Below are 21,864 nucleotides of genomic sequence, written 5' to 3' on the forward strand. Positions count from 1 at the left end.
CAATCAATCCTCACTCCTTTTTTCGACTATTTCTCTTTTATTTCTTAGGTATACAAAAAGCAAAAAGCCCAGCACGATGAAAATAAAGCTTATAACCACAGCCACTCGAAAATTTCCAATGTAGAGACTATCCGTTCTTAACCTTTCGATTGGGATTCGGCCAATCGAATAAAGAATTAAATACAGAGCGGTAACTTCTCCATATGTTTTTCTCTTATTTCTAATAAAATAAAACAATATTAGAAATAACAACAAATTCCAGGCAGATTCATACAAAAATGTGGGGTGAAAATATTCATAGGATTCATATCCTGGCATTCGGTCCTGTAATGAAACGTACATCTTCCATGGAAGGTTTGTAGGTGCACCATATGCTTCGTGATTGAAAAAATTACCCCATCTCCCAATAGACTGAGCTAATGGTAGAACAAAGGTGAATAAGTCTAGCCCTTGCAGGAAGGTAAAGGTACATTTCTTTTTCAACCGTGTATACAAAAAAACAACTAAAAAGGCAGCCAATATCGCTCCATGTATAGCTAGACCTCCATGCCATATCTTAAAAATTTCTGAAGGATTTTGAGAGAAGTATTCAAAATTAAAAAGAACATAATATAATCTTGCACCTATAATACCAAATATAATTCCCAAAGAAACAGCGGTAAAAAGATCGTCTTCATTTATTTTTTCTCTTTCAGCTTCTTTCTGAGCAATAAATGTTGCCAACAGTATCGATAAAGCGATTAACAGTCCGTACCATCTTATTTCCAATGGACCAACTGTAACTAAAACAGGGCTGAAATACCATTCCCCAGAAAAACTTTTTGGTAAGACAACTATACAAATAACTAAAAAAGAGGTTATAGAAACCCACAAAGTGTTTAAAAAGACTTTATCCCTTTTCATACTCTCCTCCTAAAAGCAAAAAAGATTTCACTATAGAACATTTACCAAGTGTATTGAGTCTCCATACCTTGCTTGCAACTCATGTTTTAAATTAGGATATCTATCAAAACTTTGGATAGAAGATAAAAAAAGCTCTACCATTTTTCTTGAACTTTCTATTATATTCATATCTTCGACTAAATCTAAAAATTTAAATTCCGGTACCCCGTGCTGTTCCACTCCGAAGAATTTACCAGGTCCTCTCCATTTTAAGTCGATTTCTGCCACCTCAAAACCATCTAATGTTTTAGAAAAGGAATTCATTTTACTTTTTATCTCATTGTTGGCATCATCATCTATTACTAGAAAACAATAAGACTGTTTATCACTTCTGCCAACTCTTCCTCTAAGCTGATGCAATTGAGATAATCCAAAACGATCGGGATGTTCGATGACCATTACCGTAGCATCAGGAATATCTATCCCAACTTCTACCACCGATGTCGAAACCAATATATCGTATTCTCTTTGAACAAATTTGTCCATGACGTCATTTTTTTCTGAAGGTGAAAGCCTCCCATGTAAAAGCCCCACTTTATATTCTTCAAATACTTTATTTAGCTCTTCATACATACTCATCGCGTTTTTTAATTCTAAGGCTTCAGATTCTTCTATCAACGGATAAACGAAGAAAACTTGATTCGATTGATCTAATTCTTCTTTAACAAACTCATACAAACTTTTTCTGTTGGATTCAGTAACAAGTATTGTTTTAATTGCCCTTCTTCCTTTAGGCATTTCATCTATTAAACTAACGTCTAAGTCACCGTAAAAAGTCATTGCCAAAGTTCTCGGAATGGGAGTTGCTGTCATAACCAAAATATCTGGATGATTACCTTTTTTAATAAGTTCCAGCCTTTGATTCACACCAAATCTATGTTGTTCATCAATCACCACCAACCCTAGTTTTTTAAATTCTACATCCTGTTGAATAATTGCGTGGGTACCAACTACAATATCAATTTCTCCTGCCTTTAGCTTTTCTTTTATTAATATTTTATCGGTTTCCTTCGTATCTCCTGTTAACAAAGCTACTTTCAAACCTAACGGCTCTAAATCTTTTGATAGCCTTTTAAACTGCTGTTTTGATAAAACAGAGGTGGGGTTCATAACCGCTGCTTGATAACTAGATTCACAAACATCTATAATCGCTAATTCTGAAACAACCGTTTTACCAGAGCCAACATCCCCCTGTAAAAGCCTGTTCATAGGATATGGAGATGTCAAATCTTTTCTTATCTCTTCATAACTTCTTTTTTGAGCTTGCGTGAGTTCAAAGTTTAAAGTCTTGAGAAATTTTCCCGATAATTCTCCTTTTATCTCCTTCTTCTCACCTTTTTTCATTTCTTTCATCTTTAATTTCAGATATATCATGGCTAATTCAAATAAAATTGCCTCTTCATATTTTAAAGAGTACCAAGCTCTTTCTTTATGATAAATGCTTAAAGGAAAATGGATCCCCTTTATTCGCTTTTTTAAATCCAATAAATTGAACCCTTGAACAAATTCTTCAGGTAAGAACTCTTCTAAAAAATATGTCTGTTTAATAGCTTCTTTTGCTATTTTTCTCATAGTTGATTGGAAGATACCAGACGTGAGAGGATAAACCGGCAAAATTTCTCTTTGAAAATCCTCTTCACTTTTGATCACTTGAAAATCGGGAGACTTCATCTGTTTCATTCCGTATGAATATTCTATTTTTCCATAAAAAGCAGCTTTCAACCCTCTTTTTAAATAAGATTTAACATAATCCTGGTTGAAAAAAGTAACGATTATGACTCCAGTGTCATCTTCCACAGAAAAGTTGTAAATAATTAACCCTTTATTTATTTTTACTTCTTCACTTTTTACTACATTTCCTATTATTACGACTTTTTCATCCTCTTTGGCGTTGAATATTTTAACAACCTTTCTTCTATCTTCGTAATCCCTAGGTGGATAGTAAAAGAAATCTTTTAATGAATAAATACCTAATTTATTTAGAACTAAAGCCCTTTTTGTTCCTACTTTTTTTATATATTTTATATCGGTAAGTGGGGCTAATTTTTTTTCTGGTTTGACGGAGACTTCATCTACTAAATATCGCTCTTTTAAAATCTTTAAGGAATCATTTAAGCCTTCTAGACGCCTTTCCTTGCGTCCTTCTGGCAATGTTTTAAGAGGCTTTATATAAGCCAAAATCTTTTTAACATCTTCTAAAAGACCATTTTCTTTAATTATTTTGAAATTATTTTTTGCAATGCTATAAAAACTTGGGAAGATCTCTTCCCAAGTTATCATACCCTTTTCTTTCAATTGAACTACATAATCAAAAGAATTTATAACTTCTTCTATCATTGCAATTGAAAACTCCTATTTTTTGAGAAAATATTTTTCAAAGTTACTCAATCATTCTCTTTATGATAATTTTACCATCTTTTTTATAAATTTTATATCCATTCAATTCAGCTTCTTCAATTTTACCTTCTTCTATAAAAGGTTTAACTTTCATCAAAGAAGCATTTTCCACGTAGAAATCTTTCAGACTACCTTCAAGTGTGTATCCATAAGAGCTTATTTTCAAATATACAGAAAATACAATCAAAAACCAACTCAAAGATATCAGCAGCAAAAATGTCATTACTTTGATCATAATTACTTTACTACCCTTCTTGTGAAAAATTCGTAATCACTGAAGAAACTTTCAATTCTATCTTGATATCTAGAATAATTAGAAGCCCCTTCTTCTTTCAAACTCTTGTAATAGTTGTAAACAGCCTCATAATTGTTAACAATGTTTTCTGCTAGTTGATTTTTTAAGTTTCCATCACTCAAGGTTGAATATAGCTCAGATAACAATTTTAAAGAATTATCTGGTATCCCTCTAGATTTTTGAGCCATGTAATAGTCTGCTTCTCCTTCTTTTTTGGTAATGAAAATTATTTTGTCTATTAATTCATCTTGTGGATATATATTTATCAATCTTGCGGTTAACAGTAAATATTCATAATAAACATCTTCCCATTCAGGAAACCTATTCCAACCACCGGGAAGAATGTATATAGCTTGCTGCTCCCAATGATGAAAATTATTGTAAGCGTCGTTTTGAAGTTTTTCTACTACTTCTATCTTATCCAATGGAATATAATTCTTTAGCTGTTCGTATAGAATTACAATGTTATAATATATTCTACCTATCAATCTATAGGCATTTTTTTCATTGAAGGATAAGTATGAATATTCCAACTGGTTTATCCCGTCGTAGAGGGTTTGAATTTTTAAAATAATCTGTTTAGCGTTGTTGTTTGCGTCACTGGAATAAATTGGTTCTACGGTGTCTCTTAAAATATTATCGGGAAAGGGCATTAAATCTAGTGCGCCATCGAACTCTTCGATCATAAAGTCGTAACCATTGATTTCTTTTGCAAATATTTTAGGTAAATCTTCATAAGTAAGAGAATTTTGACGAATACTAGATGTCAAAAGTTGAGAAAGATAAAATGCTGATTTTCCGAAGTTAGGGTTCCATTTTAATGATCTTTGAAAATATTCAAAGGCATTTTCATAGCTTTGTTCTGCTTCACTTTCATATGATATCTTCATATTCTCGTAATTTTCTATCTGAGATTCTATCTGATTTATACTTTTAGTTACCCTTTGAAAATTGGCGCTCCCAGGAGTGTAATTCAATAATTGTTTTTGAAGGCTAGATTTTTGAGCTTCGAGTTGATTTATAATATTCGGTATTTGACTTTCAGTAGCGTTAATAAGAGATACCATGGAATTGTATTCACTATTTCCTTTAACGAAAAAAGCTTCCGAGGTAACCTCGTTTATTTTGTAATATGATGCTACTATCCCAACCACCACTAAAGGAATAATCACAATCTGACTTTTTTTAATATTAAAGATTTTTACATATGGATTGAACTGTTCTGATACCGCACTTGAGAGGATAAATACACTTAATATAAGATTTGGATGCATGTGAAATGCAAACTCTGTGAAAGCATGAATTGCCATAACCGTGGCACTCCATCCAAATAAGGGGAATAAAAGACTCTTGTTGTCATCTTCTTTTTCATACTTTAAAACTTTAAAGTATATCACCATTAAACTTACCAGCATCAGTAATATTGAAGAGAAACCTAAAATACCTGTCTCTCCCAAAACCTGTAGATAATCGTTGTGAGCCCTTTTGAAGTTATTCCAAGCATATAAAAATCTCTCGGGGTTTTCAGCTTGCACCTCAGCTAGGTAATGAACCGCATAAACGGGATATGTACTTATTCCACTACCAATTATAAAATGATTTTTATGATTCTCATCTGCAAATTGTTTTACAGCGGAAAACCATGATAAACTTCTTTCATCCCAAGAAGAGACAGAAGTCATTGCTGCAAAACGGTCTGCAGCAATTACTTCCCCACCTCGGTTGAATGGTGTTTCAAAATTAAACATAAGAAATAAAAATGCTAAAACAGATAAAACCAAAATTATCCAAATTTTAAACTCTTTACTTTTTACATAATTTTTCAGGGTTTCTTTTTTATTAGAAATGAGGTAAGATATTATAGCGAATCCTAAACCAATAAAAGTGGCAAGGTAAATCGAACGAGTTTGTGCCAACAAAACAACCCAATACATTATAAAAACATTCGCTAAAGCATATATTCGAATGTAGGTATTCGTATTTTTCCTTAAAGTAAAATATATAGAAACTGGTAACAGTTGTGCCAAATAGTCCGAAACAAAATTTGGATTCCCGATAGTTGTTCTTAAGACAATTCTTTGAGAAGGATCTCCATACTTACCAAAAAACAAATCAAAGCCTAAGAACTTATTCAAAAGTCCATCTATGGCAATAACAGTGCCAGTAACCATAAAAACAAAAAGACCATACTCAATGAATTTAAAATCTTTTCCAAAGCGTGTAGTAATTACGTAAGAAAAAAACATAACAAGAACAATATAAAAAGCTACTCCTACAGACGTTGGAAGGTAATATTTATTCTCCAAGTAGACCGATATTAAAGATAAAAAAGCAGAAATACTGAAAAAAGATAAAAAAATATGTGGATAAGTGAATTTTATTGAAATAGGTTTAGAAAAGTATTTGAACAAATAATAAATTAAAATAACAACCATGAATAAAGAAAAAACTAAATGTTTTTGGGTAGAATACTCATACACCAAATTGGGTATCATTAAAAAAGGTATTAAAGCAAACAAAACTAACAAATTCAATATATCATTAGGAATCTTTGCATTCTCTTGCAAATAATATACCTCCTCTGTTTACCGCTTCTTGCAAACCAAACAATTAAAACTAACTTTGAAACTTGGGGGTTTGGTTTTCAAAGGCCTAAGTCTTTGAAAATGCTCCCCAATTACTAAAATAGATTTAAAGGTTCTAGGGGGGTCTTGGGGGGGTATCCCCCGTTTGGTGAACTCCCAAACTAAGATTTTAATTCTTGTTGATTTTTGTTTTTGATCTTTGGGCTTTGGTTCTTAAAGGCATAAGCCTTTAAGAATGTCCTCCTAACTCTTAAAATAGATTTAAAGGTTGTAGGGGGTCTTGGGGGGTATCCCCCCAATGTATTATTTTAGACCAAAAAAATCAATAACTGCATTTTTAATAATTTCAGCAAAAACATCTACATATTTCCCACTCGTAAACTCATCTACTACTTTAGGGTTACTGATAAATTCCATTTCAAATAAAACAGCGGGACTTCTAGTATAAGCCAAAACAGCAAACTCCGCAGTATAAACTCCCCTAAGTTTAACTCCATTTACATTCAAATAATTTCCCAATATATTAGCAAACTTCTCGCTTTCATCTAGACTGTTTTCTTTATCCGTTACCCATGTTTCTATGAGAGTCTTATCAGTATTAAAATCCAAATTTTCCCGATAGGCTATTCTTCTCGCATATGCGCTTTCTGAAAAATCAAAATAGTAAACCTCTGATCCATAAACTGTTGTATCTTGAGGATAATCATTCAAGTGTAAGCTAATGAATAAATCCGCACCTTTTTCATTAGAAAAAACCGCTCTATCGTGTAAATCAACGTATACATCGCTTGTCCTAGTTAGATAAACGTTAACACTGTATGGTTTCAAAAGTTCTTGAGCTTTTTTTGCTACCTTTAAAGTAATATCTTTTTCAAAAGTCTTGTTTGGACCAACCGCTCCTGGATCTATCCCTCCATGACCTGGATCCAAGACTAAAACAGGCAAAGTGATTTTATCTTTAAAAGAAAGGTCTAATATTATTCTACTTTCTTCAATTAATTCTTCTATATCCGCGGAGTTATTCAGTTTTACTTGTATCCATACTTCTGTTGGTGAGTAGTGATACGCCTTTATGTAATTAATCTTATTGTTGTATTCTTCATAGTAATAAGAATTGGGGATTTCGGCACCTTTAATCTTAATCAAATATCCAGATTTATTAACCAAAGGATATATTCCAACATCGTCAGGACTCGAAGAAAGCTCTATTATTATTCTAGCATCAGTTTTTTGTATGATCGTTTTTATTGAAGTTAATTGAGTTAGTGGCAGATTCAAGTACACAGCGGAATCGTTAGAAATTAATTCTAGATTGATCAACTTAACCATTAATTCTGCGGTTAAATAAATCTCTCCATCAATTATTTTCAGATCATTTGGATCGAAATGAAGGGATTCAGTGCTGTTGATAATGGCTAAACTATTCTGAGGAAAAATGAAAACGTTCCATTTACTATCTTTTACGTAAATCAACGTATCATTATATACATCTAAGGTTCTTCCACTTTTTTCAGAAATAACCTTTAAACTAACATATAGATTCTCCCCATCTTCGAAATAGTAAGCCGAATCTATTTCTCTCCATTGAAAATAAAGTGCTTTTGGAAACGTAATAACCGAGAGAAATAAAAAACCAAAAATTATTAACCGCCTAATTATCCCTTTATTCACCTTTTTATCCCCCTTGGTTGATCAGCCAAAATTTCTAACATTTTTTCTGCAATATCATAATTGGGAAGAACAAAATCCGCATAACCTTCTTGGACAACAATTTTAGGCATTCCATAAACAACAGAAGTTTCTTTTGACTCAGCTATAACTTTCCCGCCGTAATGTTTAACTTTAAACGCTCCTTTCGCTCCGTCTCTTCCCATTCCTGTCAGAATAACTACCAGTGCGCTTTCTTTAAAAATCTCAGCAGCTAGGTCAAAAGTGAAATCAGCTGAAGGCCGTACGTTATTAATTTTATCACTTTTGTCTAAAAACAATTTTATTTTATGATCTTCTTGTCTTAAACCTAAATGAAAATCTCCAGGAGCAATATATACAACATTCTTTTGTAAAAGTTCACCATCTTCGGCTTCTTTAACCTTTAAGTTTGAAATTTTATCCAACCTATAAGCTAAAGAAGCTGTAAAACCTGCCGGCATATGTTGAACAATAATTATAGGAACATTTAAATTTTCAGGTAGTTGCGGGATTATAACATCTAAAGAACGCGGGCCTCCCGTTGAACTCGCTATCAACACAACTTTTTCTCCCAATATATTTACTCTTGCACTTTTCCTTATCTTCTTGCTTCCAACAAAATGGATATTTTTCAATTTTTCGATAGAGACCTTCATACTTTCTCTTATCTTTCTCAACAATTCATCCTGAACGTCTCTTATAGTCCAAGAGGTACTTCCAGCCGGTTTTTGAATAAAATCAAAAGCTCCCTTTTCTAAACATTCTATAGTAATAGAGGCTTCATTTGAAGTTAAACTGCTTACCATAATAACCCTTGTTGGAGATTTTAACATTATCTCACTTAAAGCATCGAGCCCATTCTTTTTAGGCATTTCAACATCTAAAGTAATCACGTCTGGTTTTAAGGACACAGCTTTTTCTACGGCTTCGACTCCATCTTTAGCTAATCCAACCACTTTCATGTCAGGTTCCTTGTCTATAATATCTTTTAGAACCATTCGCATAAAAGCAGAATCATCCACTATTAAGATCTTTATCTGCTCCAAGTATCTTCCTCCTCATTATTTTTCTCTATTTTTATAAATAAAACCACATAAATTCAAGAAAAGCAAAAAAACTATTGCTAAAATTATACCATATTGAGGGCTTAGATTGAAAAAAGCGTCACCGAATATAATTATTCCAACCGCAACGGCAAAAATCGAAGTAATAAAAACCGCAGCTGCAGAAACATCTTTTATTATCTTTACCGAAGAACTATAAAAAGGATGGAGAAAATCCAACAGTTTCTCTGTTACAGTATTCACTGTTTCCATTATCAAAACTAACATAACTGTAAATATTAAAAGTATAAACTCTACTTCAGTTAAGTCGGCAAAAATAGCAACAATTAATACTAATAATCCTATTAAACTTTGTATTCTAAAGTTTCTTTGAGATTTATAAATTTCTATGAGCCCTTTTAATGCATAAGAAAAACTACTTTTTAGGCTCCTATTTTCATCGTTTCTATTCATAACCTTTCCCTAATTTTTTATACATTTTAGTTGACTCTAAAGGATATTTTTTCTTACATAAATCATACCCAATCTTGATAGCTTTTTCATCAATTTCTAGGTAATTTTTCGATACGTTCGATTTAACTTCTTCTATAAGCCTCTCCAAACTAACTATTTGAGTTACTGAACAAAGAACCCCTAACCCTATCATGTTAGCCACATTTTTGTTTGAAAATTCTTCTATAGCTATTTGTGAAGCTGAGACTTTAATTATTTTTTTGGTTATTCTTTCTACATACTGAGGTATATTTTCAACAAATTTTTCATCGTAGAATAAAATGCCATTTCTTTTGAGATTTCCAATATGATTTAAACCAACATTATGCATCAAATACAATATATCAAAATTTTTTGCTTCAGGATAATCTATAGGTTCTTGATCGAAGAGCACATCACAATAAGAAAGTCCGCCTCTCACTTGGGCACCGTAATGTTGAGATTGAACAACCCAAAATCCTTCTTTTACCAATGCTTTCGCAAATATTATTCCCATTAAGATGTTACCCTGACCTGCTTCTCCACTGAATCTCACTGAATTAGGTGTACCTATTGAACTACTCATTTCGGTGATACCTCCTGTGAAACCAATTTTTTTCTTAATTTTTCATACCTGTCAACGTAACCTTCTTTTTCAACATTCAGAAATTCACCTATTATAATCTTATCTTTCAAGTCGTTTTCATCCATATTTTTGGCCCTGCTCCACATAATAGAGTTATCTTTGAAATATTTCAACATTTGGGTGGATTCTGCCATTTTGTTGTATCTTCCATAGTAAGTGTGACAATTAGTGACTATTTCAACAACAGACATCCCTTTATGTTTTAAGGCGTTTTCTATATATTTAACGGATAACATGTAATGAAAAACGGTTGATCTAGCAACGTAAGTGGCACCAGAAGTGATTGCAAGATTAACTGCATCAAAATTGTTTTCTAAATTCCCATAAGGGGAAGTTGAAGCGTAAGTCCCAGGAGGTGTTTCAGGTGAATATTGCCCGCCTGTCATGCCATAAATAGAATTGTTGAAGATAATAACTGTTAGATCCATGTTTCTACGGCAAGCGTGAATAAAATGATTTCCTCCTATTGCAAGTATATCTCCATCTCCTCCCATTACTACCACATTAAACTCTGGCTTTGCTAGTTTAACTCCTGTTGCAAAGGCCACAGCCCTTCCATGGAGTGTGTGCATAGTGTTAAAATCTAGGTACCCCGTGACTCTTGAAGAACATCCTATACCCGATACAACTGCCACCTTGTTTTTATCCAAACTTAAATTATCCACTGCTTCCACAAAATTTTTCATTATTATTCCATTACCACATCCAGGACACCATACATGGGTCATTCTATCTTTTCTTAAATACTTAAAGTATCTCTCTGTAGGCATTTTATCCCACCTTTCCATTTTGATATTTATTTTGATCATTCGATAACTTTTGTTTGTATGTTACAAGTATCAAAAAACAGTTTTGTTAGACTATCCGGATAACCTTCTCTATAATGAACATTCTTTATTCCCGCATTTATTACCAACCTAGCACATACAGAACAAGGTTGGTGGGTGATATAAATTGATGCGTTATCAGTGCTAATACCGAATTTAGAAGCTTGCATCAAGGCATTTTGTTCTGCGTGAAGACCGTAACAAATTTCTTGGTTTTCTCCACTTTTTATACCTAAATCGTCCCTTATGCAACCTATATCCTCACAATGGGGAAAACCGGATGGTGGTTGATTGTACCCGGTTGCTAAGATCCTTTTTTCTTTTACTATTACGGCTCCAACTTTTCTATGCAAACAGGTAGATCTTTTACTTACCAAATCCGCTACTTCCATAAAATATTTGTCCCAATCTTTCCTTTCTTTGAATAAGTGGGGATTATCAAAATTTTTATTCTTCAAATAATTTTCAACTTCGTCCTTTTTATCCAAGAAAAAACCTCCCTTAAGTTGGAGAAACATCTAATAAATTCTCAAAAACAAACCTTGAAAAGTTTAAACCTTTTGTAGTTAATTTAATAGAATCTTCTATAGATATATATTCTTCCAAATTATTTTTTAACTGATTTAAGACATTGTCAACCACATTTTTAGAGAACCTTTGAATCAAAGAGTCATAAGTTATTCCTTTTGTTAGCCTTAAAGACATAAAAAGGGTTTCTAACAATTCAGTAAACTCATCATTCACATTTTTTGTGTCGTATGGAAGTTCATCATCTTTTAATTTTGTAATATACGCTTTAACATCTGAAGTATTCACATATCTCTCTTTGTTGATATGCCCTCCAGCAGAAATCCCAAATCCGACATAATCTAAGTTATACCAATAAAATTGATTGTGAATACATTCTTTTTGGTGTAACGACCAACTTGAAATTTCATATCTATTATATTGCAATTTTTTCAATTGATCATAGATATAATCAAGAAGGTCATATACTAAGTCATCTTCCGGAAGTTTCATTTCCTTGATTTCAAGAAAATGTTTTAAAGGAGTATCATGTGAAGAATCCAATAAATAATAAGAAATATGAGAGGGTTTCATCTTTTCTATAAATTCCAAATTACTATTAACCGTATCGAAATTTTCATATGGTAATCCGACGATAAAATCTATATTTATATTATCATAAAAAGACGTCAAAAGTTTATAAGATTCTAATTCTTTATTAAAATCATGGGATCTTCCAACAGTTTTTAATATCTTATCAGAAGTACTTTGGAACCCCATTGATACTCTGTTGATTCCTATTTCCTTGTAAAAATGTACTTTTTTCTCTTCAACACTTTCTGGATTTACTTCTATCGTGAATTCTTCTAAATCAGATAGGTCCATATGTTCTTGTAACGAACGAAAGGTTTGTAAAATAAATTCTTCCTCAACAAAAGATGGAGTTCCCCCTCCAAAATAAATAGTTCTAACCTTCCTACCTTTTAATTTTTCACCTTTCAAGGTGATTTCTTTACTTAAGGCATTAAAATATTCGGCTTTTAAGGATAAATTAGTTGTAGATACATAATCACAATAAAGACATCTCTTCACGCAAAAGGGTATATGTAAATATACAGCAATATCATTAGAATTCAAAAAATAAACTTCCTCCTTTTTCGTTGAACGAAAAAAGTAGAGGTAACTTAAGATTTTCATTGTAAAGATAAAATTCATAAAAAAAGTCTTGGCCAAAAGCTATTCTTGTGCCCATATGCAAATGTTGATCAAATATATTTATTGGAATGGAAAATCCTATATTTGGGTACCATTTTTGTTGTATCAGAGACATTCCTACCTCTATTGTATCTACATAGTAAAGATCCAAGTTAACGATAGGAATATTAAAATAGAAGCCATTTGAATAGCCTAAACTGATAGGTATTTCTAACGGCCTATATATCCTAGCCTTTACTTCAAATAGATTTATATTTTTATTGTTAAAAAGAAATAAATTCCCTATAGCATATGAAGGGACGTTGAATTTAGCTTGAGTAAAGTTATATATATCATGGTCAAAATTTTTTACCTCAACTCTTTGAAAATTTTTTAATGTCAAAACTCCTAAAAAATTATTTTCAAGTTTGTACTCATATCCTAGACCAAATTCACTATTATATACGGGTAGGTTCACAAAGGCCTTGAAAAAAGACTCTCCGCTTTTCAGTTTTATCGTTCTGTTGAAGATCTTATTTTCTATATACAAAGAGTGGTAATCGAAATATCCCAGTTCTAATCCAAAATCTTCAAAAGACGATGTGTACAGCGAAAAGGTTACACCTTTATTTTCTATCTGGGACTCAAAAGGAGTGTAACCTACATAAGACAAAACTATTGTTGAAATAAACATAAAAACCCAGATGAAATATAATTTTCTCAAGATTTATCACCTCGTGGTGATTTCTAATTATCTTCTAATAATTCTTTGAGTATCTCGTTTGTTTTTTGTGGGTTAGCTTTACCTTTTGTTTCTTTCATAACTTGGCCAACAAAAAATCCTAAAAGTTTCTTCTTACCATTTTTGTACTTTTCAACACTATCGGGATTTTCTTTTAAAATATTTTCAATTATTTTCTTCAATTCATCTTCATTTTCTATTTGTTCTAAACCTTTCTTTTCAACAATCTGTTTGGGACTATCACCTGTTTTATACATCTGGGGAAAGATATCCTTAGCAATTTTTGTTGAAATTGTGTTTGTATCTAAAAGCATTTTTAACTCAGCAAAATGCTCAGGTTTAATCTTTACATTTTCTATACTATCCTCATTTTCTTTCATCTCTCTTAATAACTCAGTTAAAATAAAATTACTAACAAATTTCGCATCCTTTGCTAACTTTACACATCTTTCATAGTAATCAGCTAACTCTTTGTCAGAAGAGAGAATCTGTGCGTCATATTCAGGTATATTGTACTGAGTAACAAACCTTTTAGTCTTATCTTCTGGCATTTCCGGAATGAGTTTTTTAACGGTTTCGATAAGTTCGTCATTCAAAATCAGTATAGGGAGATCAGGTTCAGGAAAATATCTGTAGTCCATCTCTTCTTCTTTTGTTCTCATTGAGAAAGTTTCTTTTTTGTTGGCATCCCAACCTCTCGTTTCTTGTATTAACTCTCCGCCTTTTTCTAAATTATCGATAATTCTATCTCTTTCATATTCTAACGCTTTTTCTACAAATTTGAATGAATTTATATTCTTTATCTCTACCCTTTTACTTATTTCATTGTTTTCTTGGTTAAGAATCGAAACATTTGCATCACATCGTAAGGCTCCTTTTTCCATATCACCTGTAGAAATATCAGCATATCTAAGCAAATTCCTCAATTTTTCCATAAATATCCTTGCCTGTTTTGGAGTCTCAATATCCGGTACTGTTACAATCTCTAAAAGGGGTATCCCCGCCCTATTAAAATCTATCAAACTTTCTTGAGCAGAGGAAATTTGATCACCTTCATGAAGCATCTTGGCGGTGTCTTCTTCCAAATGCATCCTTCTTATTCTTATCTTTTTGCCTTCAACGTTGATGTATCCACCACTTACTATTGGATGAAAATACTGTGTAATTTGATAACCTTTGGGTAAATCAGGGTAAAAATAATTTTTTCTATCGAACCTCGAAAACTTATTTATCTGTCCATTTAGTATTAATCCAGCTTTTATTGCAAGTTTAAGCGCTTCTTCGTTTAATACCGGTAATGTTCCAGGTTGCCCTGTACACACTGGACAAACATTAATATTTGGCTCAGCTTCAAAATGTTCTGTACTGCATGAACAAAAGGCTTTGGATCTTGTTAGTAATTGGACGTGTATTTCTAATCCTATAATAGTTTTATACATAATTCGTCAACTCCTTAGGAGCCTCCTGAAAGAAATTGTCTGCTATAGTTAAAAGTTCTTCATCTTTCATGTATCGTCCGATGAATTGTATACCAAAAGGTAACCCTTGGACATCACCAAAGGGAATGCTGATGGCAGGTGACCCTGTTAAGTTCGCAGGAATTGTAAAGATATCCATTAAGTAATATTCTAAAGGTTTTAGACTTTCTCCTATCTTTGGTGGAAGAACAGGAGATGTGGGGGTCATTATCAAATGATAATCATTCAAAATTTCTTTCATCTTGTCACTCAACAATTTTCTTACTTTTGAAGCCTTTGAGTAATATTGATCATAATAAAGAGAAGATAGATTAAAAGTTCCCATCATTATTCTCCTTTTTACCTCTATCCCCAATCCAACCTCTCTGGTAGATTTATACATTTTATTTAAACCTAAGGCATGGTTTCTCAATCCGTATTTAACTCCATCGTATCTTGAAAGATTGGAGGAGGCTTCAGCAGGAGCTACTATGTAATAAATAGCCACTGAATATTCCAATTCCGGTATATCTTTTACATCAACTTTTGCTCCTTTGCTTCTCAAAAAGTTAATAGCTATTTCAAATTGTTTCATTATACTATCATCTGCGTGTTCATGATAAACAACCTTTGGAATGCAAATTTTAACTTGGGATAAATCTATATCTACATCTTTTAAAAGATCTTTATTGTGGTCCAAAGTGGTCGAATCTTTGGGATCTTTCCCTTTCATAATTTCTGTAACGATTCTGACATCCTTCACATTATTGGCAAAAACACCTATTTGATCAAGTGAAGACGAAAAGGCGGTTAAACCGTATCGTGATATCATACCGTATGAAGGCTTAAATCCTACAACACCACAAAAAGAGGCAGGCTGTCTTACGGATCCTCCAGTATCAGATCCTAAAGAAAATGGAACGTATCCTGCTGCTACAGCAGCAGCAGAACCTCCACTACTACCTCCTGGCACTCGTGTTAAATTCCTAGGATTTTTTACAGGGCCAAAGGCAGAATGCTCGTTGGTATTACCCATGGCAAACTCGTCCATATTGGTTTTCCCTAATACAGTAAAACCGGCTTTTAAAAGTTTTTCAACCGCTGTTGCAGTATACGGAGAATCATAATTTTCAAGGATTTTAGAACTATTTGTTGTTTTTGTGCCTTTAACTAATATGTTATCTTTCACCAAAAAAGGTATGCCAAAGTAATTACCACCTTTGTTCCCTTCTACCTTTTCTATTCTCAAAACCGCATTTATTTCCTTATCTTTTTCTTGTATCCTTTTGATACTTTCTTCTATAAAGTTTTTACCAATCAAATCATCTATGGTCAAATATATCACCTCAAAAAAGAGTAGTAATTAGAAAATGTAGTATCTAAAATCGAATATCAAAAGTAAAATAAAACTTGCAATAATTAATCCGTAAGATAAGTAAGAAAGCGTTCTCCAAAGTTGGTAACTTCCCTTCGTGTACCTTATAGGTGTCAACCAGCCAAAGGTAAAACCTATCCCTAATCCTCCTAAATGGGCAAAATTGTTTATATTAGCACCTGGTAAAAATCCCCAGATCACGTTTATTAAGATAATTGGGAGTAAAGCGGTACCTGTTACAGGTCTCAACATAGTTGGCGTATCATGCCGGAACCCTGCACCAAAAAGTAAGCCTATCAATCCAAATATCGCTCCTGATGCTCCTACAGAGATCGCACCCGGTAAAAATAAGTGGGTTAAAAGATTACCAAAAAGGCCTGATAAAATGTATATTGAAATAAATCTTTCTTTTCCATAAGCCCTTTCAACTAAGTTACCCACATAAAATAGGGCGAACATATTGAAAAATATGTGAAATAGTCCACCATGAACAAACATAGAAGTAATCAACCGGAACCATTCCCCAGCAGTGATTAAATTACCAAGTTGGGCTCCAAAGAGTATGTATATACGCGGATTAGAAAAAGCGCTTATACCACCAAATAAAAACATCATGATAAATATCAATACATTCAATATTATTAAGTAACTCGTAATATTTCTTTGCATCTCTTTCTCCTTTCTTTATCTATATGTATGGTATGCCTAGTTTTCACGGAGTTTGATTCTTTTATCGTTCAATCTTTCTAAAATGGATCTTTCCACTTCATTGACTTCTTCTTCTGTTAAAGTTTTATTTTCTGATCTATAAACTATTGAAACGGTTATACTTATTTTATCTTCTTCTATGTTTTTCCCTCTGTAAACGTCAAAGATCTTAAAATCTTCCACAATGTCTGCAGCACTTACTATTATTTCTTGAATCTCTTTAAATTCGATGTTTATGGGAACAATCATAGAATATTCCCTTTTGATAGCAGGAAAATCTACTTTTTTGAATTCTCTTTTAATTTCTTTTTTATCTATAAAAACCTTATCTAGATTGATCTCACAGACATATATTGGGTCTTTTATTTCGTAATAATTCTCTGCTATTGCCGGATCAAGTAGACCTAAAAAGCCTACTTCTTCGTTGTTGAAAAATAAATGAGCACTTTGTGCTTTCAGAAAACCAGGTTGATCATTTCTTACGTATTCTATTTTTACGTTGAATTCATTCAATAAGTTTTCTAAAGCACCTTTTACAGAATAAAATGTAACCTCTCTCTTATCTGTGAAATCATCATTATTTTCTCTTCCCGTTGCAACAAAGGCAAGGTTAGTAAATTCCTTTGCACCTGTCTCACTATCTTTATCTGCATGGAAAACTTTATCAATTTCGAACATTTTTATATCTTTTGTTTGGTTTCTATAATTAAAAGAAGCAGAATCTAATAAACCATATATCAATTTGGATGACATGTATTCTAATTCTGAAGAGATTGGATTAATCAATCTTAAATCCAATTCATTTTCCATCCACATTTTATTCCCATTGTTCAGCGGAAAGGTCTTTGCCTCATGATAACCGTTAGCCAACATAATCTCTGTTGTTTTTTCTTTAAAAGAAACAAAATCTCCCTTACTTCCTATCATTCCACTTAGATTTGGGAAAGCAGACTGTATTTTTGAATAGCCGTAAACTCTACCAACCTCTTCAACAAGATCAATTTCTTGTGTAATATCTGGCCTTTTTGTTGGAATAGAAACCTTCCATTCCTCATCTATTATATCCCAAGGTAAATCCATCACCTTAATTATTTCTTCCATTGATTTCTGGTTTGAACTTTTTTCCACTATTGTGAAATAAAAATCTAATTTTTTTAATATTTGTTCAATTTCTTCTTCTGCTAATTCTTTTCCTAATCTATTGTTTATATAACTTTTTTTAATAGATATCTCTTTATTTTTTATAGGCTTAGGATAAATATCTGTTGTAGGACCATCTACCTTTCCTCCTGCCAATTCGTTAATCAATTTAATCAATCTACCCATTACCATCTCACTATCGTTTGGATCAACTCCTCTTTCAAAACGATACGAAGAATCAGAGGTTATCTTATGGTAAGTAGAAGACTTTCTTATATTAACAGGATCAAAATGGGCAACTTCTAGTAAGATATCTTTCGTATTTTCATTGATGCCACTCAATTCGCCACCCATTATGCCTCCAAGTGCAATTATGTTATCACCATCGGTTATAAGTGTTTCTTCGCCTTCCATGGGGTACTCTTTGCCATCCAAAAGCAGTATTTTTTCGCCTTTTTTAGCTTTTCTAACAATTATTTGATCCCCTATAAGATCTAAATCAAATGCATGAATAGGATGGCCTGTTTCTAACATTACATAGTTTGTTATGTCTACAATATTGTTAATACTTCTTATTCCTGATCGTCCTAACCTTTTAACCAGCCACATTGGGGATGGTCCAACTTTTACATCTTTTACAACTGTTGCCATATATCGATTACATTTTTCATATTCTATTTTTACGGGAAATCCCTCACCTTTACTAATTTTTATATACTCAGGTAAGTTAAATCCCATACCACAATCTATTGTTTCTAACTCTTTGGCGACACCTAAGTAAGAAAGTAAATCAGGCCTATTAGGAAGTATCTCTATCTCTAAAATTTGGTCGTTCAGGTCAAAAAATTTTACAAAATCTGTTCCATTTGGAACGTCATCCACTATTCTGTATATTTTATCCGAATCGTTAGATATTCCCAATTCTTTCAGAGAACACATCATCCCTTGAGAAATTACTCCCTTAAACTCTCGTTCTTCAATTTTAATATTATTTGCTAAAGTTGCCCCAGGAAGTGCGACCGGAACTTTTTCACCAACTTTAACTGTAAGATCCCCAGTAACTATATTTTTTATATCTTTCCCTACGTCTACCTTGCAAATTACTAAATTATCAGCATTTTCAAGTGAGACTATTTCCTTAATCTCTCCAACTGTTATATTGTTAAGATTACTCCCAACCTTTTCAAAACCTTCTACATCTACCGAGTGAAGTTTTATCTCTTTTACTAATTCTTGAATATTTCTTGTGACTTTTATATAATCTTCAAGCCAATTTAAAGATACTTTCATCGTTACCTCCTCACAAATTTTGTGCGCCGACGGTGTATTATAAATTTTCTATAAATCTAAGGTCGTTTTTATAAAATTCTCTCATATCCGGAATATTATATTTCAACATCGCCACTCTTTCAATACCCATTCCAAAAGCAAAGCCTTGCCATACTTTCGGATCGTAATTAACGCTTCGAAAAACGTTAGGATGAACTAGACCAGCTCCCAATATTTCTATCCAACCACTATTTTTACAAACATTACACCCTTTTCCTCCGCAAAAAATACAACTGATATCTACCTCAAAGCTTGGCTCAGTAAAAGGAAAATAGCTTGGACGTAACAATACAGAAACTTTATTCCCAAAAAATTTTTGAGCAAAAACTTCAAGATACATTTTTAAATGAGAAACGGAAACATTTTTATCAACATACAGCCCTTCTACCTGATGAAAAACAGGGGAATGGGTGGCGTCTAACTCATCTTTTCTGTATACCCTTCCGGGGGATATTATAGCCAACGGTGGCTTACTTTTCAACATCGTTCTCACTTGAACAGGAGAGGTATGGGTCCTTAAAAGCTTTTCTTTGTCCAAAGATAAATAAAAAGTATCCTGCATTTCTCTGGCAGGATGCCATTCAGGGGTATTAAGCGCATCAAAATTGTACCAAGAATTCTCTATCTCTGGACCTTCAGCTATGGAAAAACCCATTCCAATGAATATTTCTTCTATTTCTTTCCTTGTTTTTGTGATTAAATTCTCTTTTCCTATCTTTCTACGGGCTCCAGGAATTGTAATATCAACCCAGTTTTTTTTCTCTTTTGCTTCTCTTCCTTTTTCTTTCAACTCATTTAACTTTTTATCAAAAATAGTTTCTAATTCTTCTTTTAGTTCATTTACACTTTTACCATATTGTTTTTTTAATGCTACGTCATCAATATCTTTAAGATTGTTCATTAGAGATTTGATCAAACCTTTCTTGCCTAAATATTTAGATTTAAGATTTTGAAATTCCTGCATATCCGTTATTTCTTTTAGTTCTCTTTTTAAAGTGTCTAAGATTTCATCTCTGTCTATTGTTAAAGCCATCAAAATCCTCCTAAATTTTAAAAATTAATAACTTCGGAAACCCTGAAACCTTCTTTAAACCTTGCTACTAGAAATCAAAATTTTTTAAAATACTTCCATCATTCTAAGTTACATACAATCTGCTTTAGCTCCCCTTCGTCCAGCAGCCCACCCGGATAGGTGGTGGAGGGCTCCGCCCTGTAACCCTTCTAAAAACAAAATCTTATTTTTTAAAATTTTTTTATTTCTAAAGTGCCTATTTAAAAATTTAACTTTGGAAAATTGTTTTTTTCTAAAATATCAATTGAAAAATTCTTTTGATCCATACACAATAGATTCTCCCAACATATTAACTACCCTATCAGTGGTTGCTTGCAAAAGTTCAACAGAATCACTTATTACCAATACACTACAATCCTTTTTATAATAAGAAATGATCGTTGAAATGTCAGAAAGTTCAGCGTAGTTAATATCACATTTTCTTGCTCCTATAAATATCAAATGGCGTCGTTTAGGTTTGTTTTTTAGTATGTTGTATATGCTATCTTTCCAAATTTGAGGTACCACTATATGTGTAAAAGATCTTCCTACCCAATTCATTCCGTTTGCCAAAAATCCATTTATTTTAACTTCTTTTGCGTACTTTTCAGGTTCGGAAATTAACTTAAAGAAATATGACGTCATTAATTCTGTCTCAGTGGTATATAAACCTAACGAATTACCTTTTTCCAACTTAATTTCTGGAAAGGTGAGAGAAGGTTGAACAATATCCAAAATAATGCTATTTGAAACTCCCTCTTCAATCACCTTGCACACCTCTTTTTAACTTTTTTCGAATCTCTTCGATTACCTTTTTGGTATCAATCTTTTTAATTTTACCTTCGTCAATAGTAGAAAAAGTATCTTTAGTTAGATACATCAAGGGTTTTAAATTTTCTAATGATCCCTCATTTTCATGGATAGCCACAACTTTTCCAACAACTAACTCATGGTCTCCAGTAGTAAAAGTATTTTCTAAAGTACATTCCATTGAAAAATAACCATCTAAAATATAGGGAGCTTTTACAAATTCAGAACCTTTCAGCTTAACTCCGGCTGCCAAGAGCTTATCACCTTCTCTTGCTGAAATCCGCCCAAGTTTTACAGATAATTCTGATTTCTCATACGGTAAAAAGGTAACTGTAAATTCTTTTTCTTTCATTAACATTGGATAAGTATATCTCTGCTTTTTAATAGCAAATCCAAACAAAGGTGGGTTTGCAGAAAGAGGGGTACTCCAAGCTACTGTCATGGAATTGATAAAAGAGTCACTTTTAACTGTAATCAAACACACGGGCATAACGATTTTTTCACTAAATCGATTGATACTCATATTTATCCCTCCAAAAGAAAATTATACCATAACAATAGAAAAATCTGACATTTTCATTGACAATTTGGAAGAAAAAGTTATAATATAAATATCGATTTCCGATATCGAAATT

At 32.6% G+C, this 21,864-nt stretch carries 19 protein-coding genes; all 19 read right to left on the reverse strand.

Translation table 11 applies throughout. The features are described 5' to 3' along the window. Positions 1-3: 3 nt before the first annotated feature. The 19 genes from lgt to X929_RS09240 all read right to left on the reverse strand — a co-directional run bounded on the left by lgt (position 4) and on the right by X929_RS09240 (position 21,752). Positions 4-903, reverse strand: coding sequence for a prolipoprotein diacylglyceryl transferase (gene lgt, locus X929_RS09150; RefSeq protein ID WP_103067715.1), 900 nt, complete (start codon positions 901-903; stop codon positions 4-6). Positions 904-933: 30 nt separating this feature from the next. Then, the gene (gene recG / locus X929_RS09155; RefSeq protein WP_103067716.1) at positions 934-3,279 is read right to left on the reverse strand and encodes an ATP-dependent DNA helicase RecG; all 2,346 of its coding nucleotides are present in this window, start codon (positions 3,277-3,279) and stop codon (positions 934-936) included. A gap of 43 nt (positions 3,280-3,322) precedes the next feature. Then, on the reverse strand, positions 3,323-3,574 hold the full coding sequence (locus X929_RS09160; RefSeq protein WP_103067717.1) for a hypothetical protein: 252 nt from the start codon (positions 3,572-3,574) through the stop codon (positions 3,323-3,325). Positions 3,575-3,576: 2 nt separating this feature from the next. Beyond that, positions 3,577-6,201: an O-antigen ligase family protein gene (locus X929_RS09165; protein WP_103067718.1), complete on the reverse strand. Its 2,625-nt coding sequence runs from the start codon at positions 6,199-6,201 to the stop codon at positions 3,577-3,579. Between the two features lie 321 nt (positions 6,202-6,522). Further along, positions 6,523-7,890: an N-acetylmuramoyl-L-alanine amidase family protein gene (locus X929_RS09170; protein ID WP_103067719.1), complete on the reverse strand. Its 1,368-nt coding sequence runs from the start codon at positions 7,888-7,890 to the stop codon at positions 6,523-6,525. After that, a complete protein-coding gene (locus X929_RS09175; RefSeq protein ID WP_425440348.1) occupies positions 7,887-8,912 on the reverse strand; it encodes a protein-glutamate methylesterase/protein-glutamine glutaminase in 1,026 nt (341 codons plus the stop codon). Before X929_RS09175 ends, X929_RS09170 begins: the two co-directional genes overlap by 4 nt. 57 nt (positions 8,913-8,969) lie before the next feature. Then, entirely contained in the window at positions 8,970-9,425 is a 456-nt protein-coding gene (locus tag X929_RS09180) for a diacylglycerol kinase (protein ID WP_103067721.1), read from the reverse strand. Next, a complete protein-coding gene (locus tag X929_RS09185; protein WP_103067722.1) occupies positions 9,418-10,029 on the reverse strand; it encodes a 2-oxoacid:ferredoxin oxidoreductase subunit gamma family protein in 612 nt (203 codons plus the stop codon). Before X929_RS09185 ends, X929_RS09180 begins: the two co-directional genes overlap by 8 nt. Beyond that, a complete protein-coding gene (locus X929_RS09190; protein WP_103067723.1) occupies positions 10,026-10,859 on the reverse strand; it encodes a 2-oxoacid:ferredoxin oxidoreductase subunit beta in 834 nt (277 codons plus the stop codon). Before X929_RS09190 ends, X929_RS09185 begins: the two co-directional genes overlap by 4 nt. A 35-nt stretch (positions 10,860-10,894) precedes the next feature. After that, positions 10,895-11,434, reverse strand: coding sequence for a deoxycytidylate deaminase (locus X929_RS09195; protein WP_425440347.1), 540 nt, complete (start codon positions 11,432-11,434; stop codon positions 10,895-10,897). Beyond that, positions 11,418-12,560: a radical SAM family heme chaperone HemW gene (gene hemW, locus X929_RS09200; RefSeq protein ID WP_169925025.1), complete on the reverse strand. Its 1,143-nt coding sequence runs from the start codon at positions 12,558-12,560 to the stop codon at positions 11,418-11,420. The genes X929_RS09195 and hemW overlap by 17 nt, the downstream gene beginning before the upstream one ends. Beyond that, entirely contained in the window at positions 12,550-13,341 is a 792-nt protein-coding gene (locus X929_RS09205) for a hypothetical protein (protein ID WP_103067725.1), read from the reverse strand. Before X929_RS09205 ends, hemW begins: the two co-directional genes overlap by 11 nt. Before the next feature lie 23 nt (positions 13,342-13,364). Further along, positions 13,365-14,801: an Asp-tRNA(Asn)/Glu-tRNA(Gln) amidotransferase subunit GatB gene (gene gatB / locus X929_RS09210; protein WP_169925036.1), complete on the reverse strand. Its 1,437-nt coding sequence runs from the start codon at positions 14,799-14,801 to the stop codon at positions 13,365-13,367. After that, positions 14,791-16,161 (reverse strand): Asp-tRNA(Asn)/Glu-tRNA(Gln) amidotransferase subunit GatA, encoded by a 1,371-nt coding sequence (gene gatA / locus X929_RS09215; RefSeq protein ID WP_249037257.1) that lies wholly within the window; start codon positions 16,159-16,161, stop codon positions 14,791-14,793. The genes gatB and gatA overlap by 11 nt, the downstream gene beginning before the upstream one ends. Before the next feature lie 18 nt (positions 16,162-16,179). Then, positions 16,180-16,860, reverse strand: a complete 681-nt coding sequence (locus X929_RS09220) for a rhomboid family intramembrane serine protease (RefSeq protein WP_103067728.1) — start codon at positions 16,858-16,860, stop codon at positions 16,180-16,182. Positions 16,861-16,896: 36 nt separating this feature from the next. Beyond that, on the reverse strand, positions 16,897-19,329 hold the full coding sequence (gene pheT, locus X929_RS09225) for a phenylalanine--tRNA ligase subunit beta (protein ID WP_103067729.1): 2,433 nt from the start codon (positions 19,327-19,329) through the stop codon (positions 16,897-16,899). Positions 19,330-19,366: 37 nt separating this feature from the next. After that, positions 19,367-20,401 (reverse strand): phenylalanine--tRNA ligase subunit alpha, encoded by a 1,035-nt coding sequence (gene pheS, locus X929_RS09230; protein ID WP_103067730.1) that lies wholly within the window; start codon positions 20,399-20,401, stop codon positions 19,367-19,369. Between the two features lie 279 nt (positions 20,402-20,680). Next, positions 20,681-21,187: a hypothetical protein gene (locus tag X929_RS09235; protein WP_103067731.1), complete on the reverse strand. Its 507-nt coding sequence runs from the start codon at positions 21,185-21,187 to the stop codon at positions 20,681-20,683. Further along, positions 21,180-21,752: a flavin reductase family protein gene (locus tag X929_RS09240; RefSeq protein WP_103067732.1), complete on the reverse strand. Its 573-nt coding sequence runs from the start codon at positions 21,750-21,752 to the stop codon at positions 21,180-21,182. The genes X929_RS09235 and X929_RS09240 overlap by 8 nt, the downstream gene beginning before the upstream one ends. Between the last annotated feature and the right edge of the window lie 112 nt (positions 21,753-21,864).

It is taken from the genome of Petrotoga olearia DSM 13574 (genome assembly GCF_002895525.1).
Lineage (GTDB): Bacteria > Thermotogota > Thermotogae > Petrotogales > Petrotogaceae > Petrotoga > Petrotoga olearia.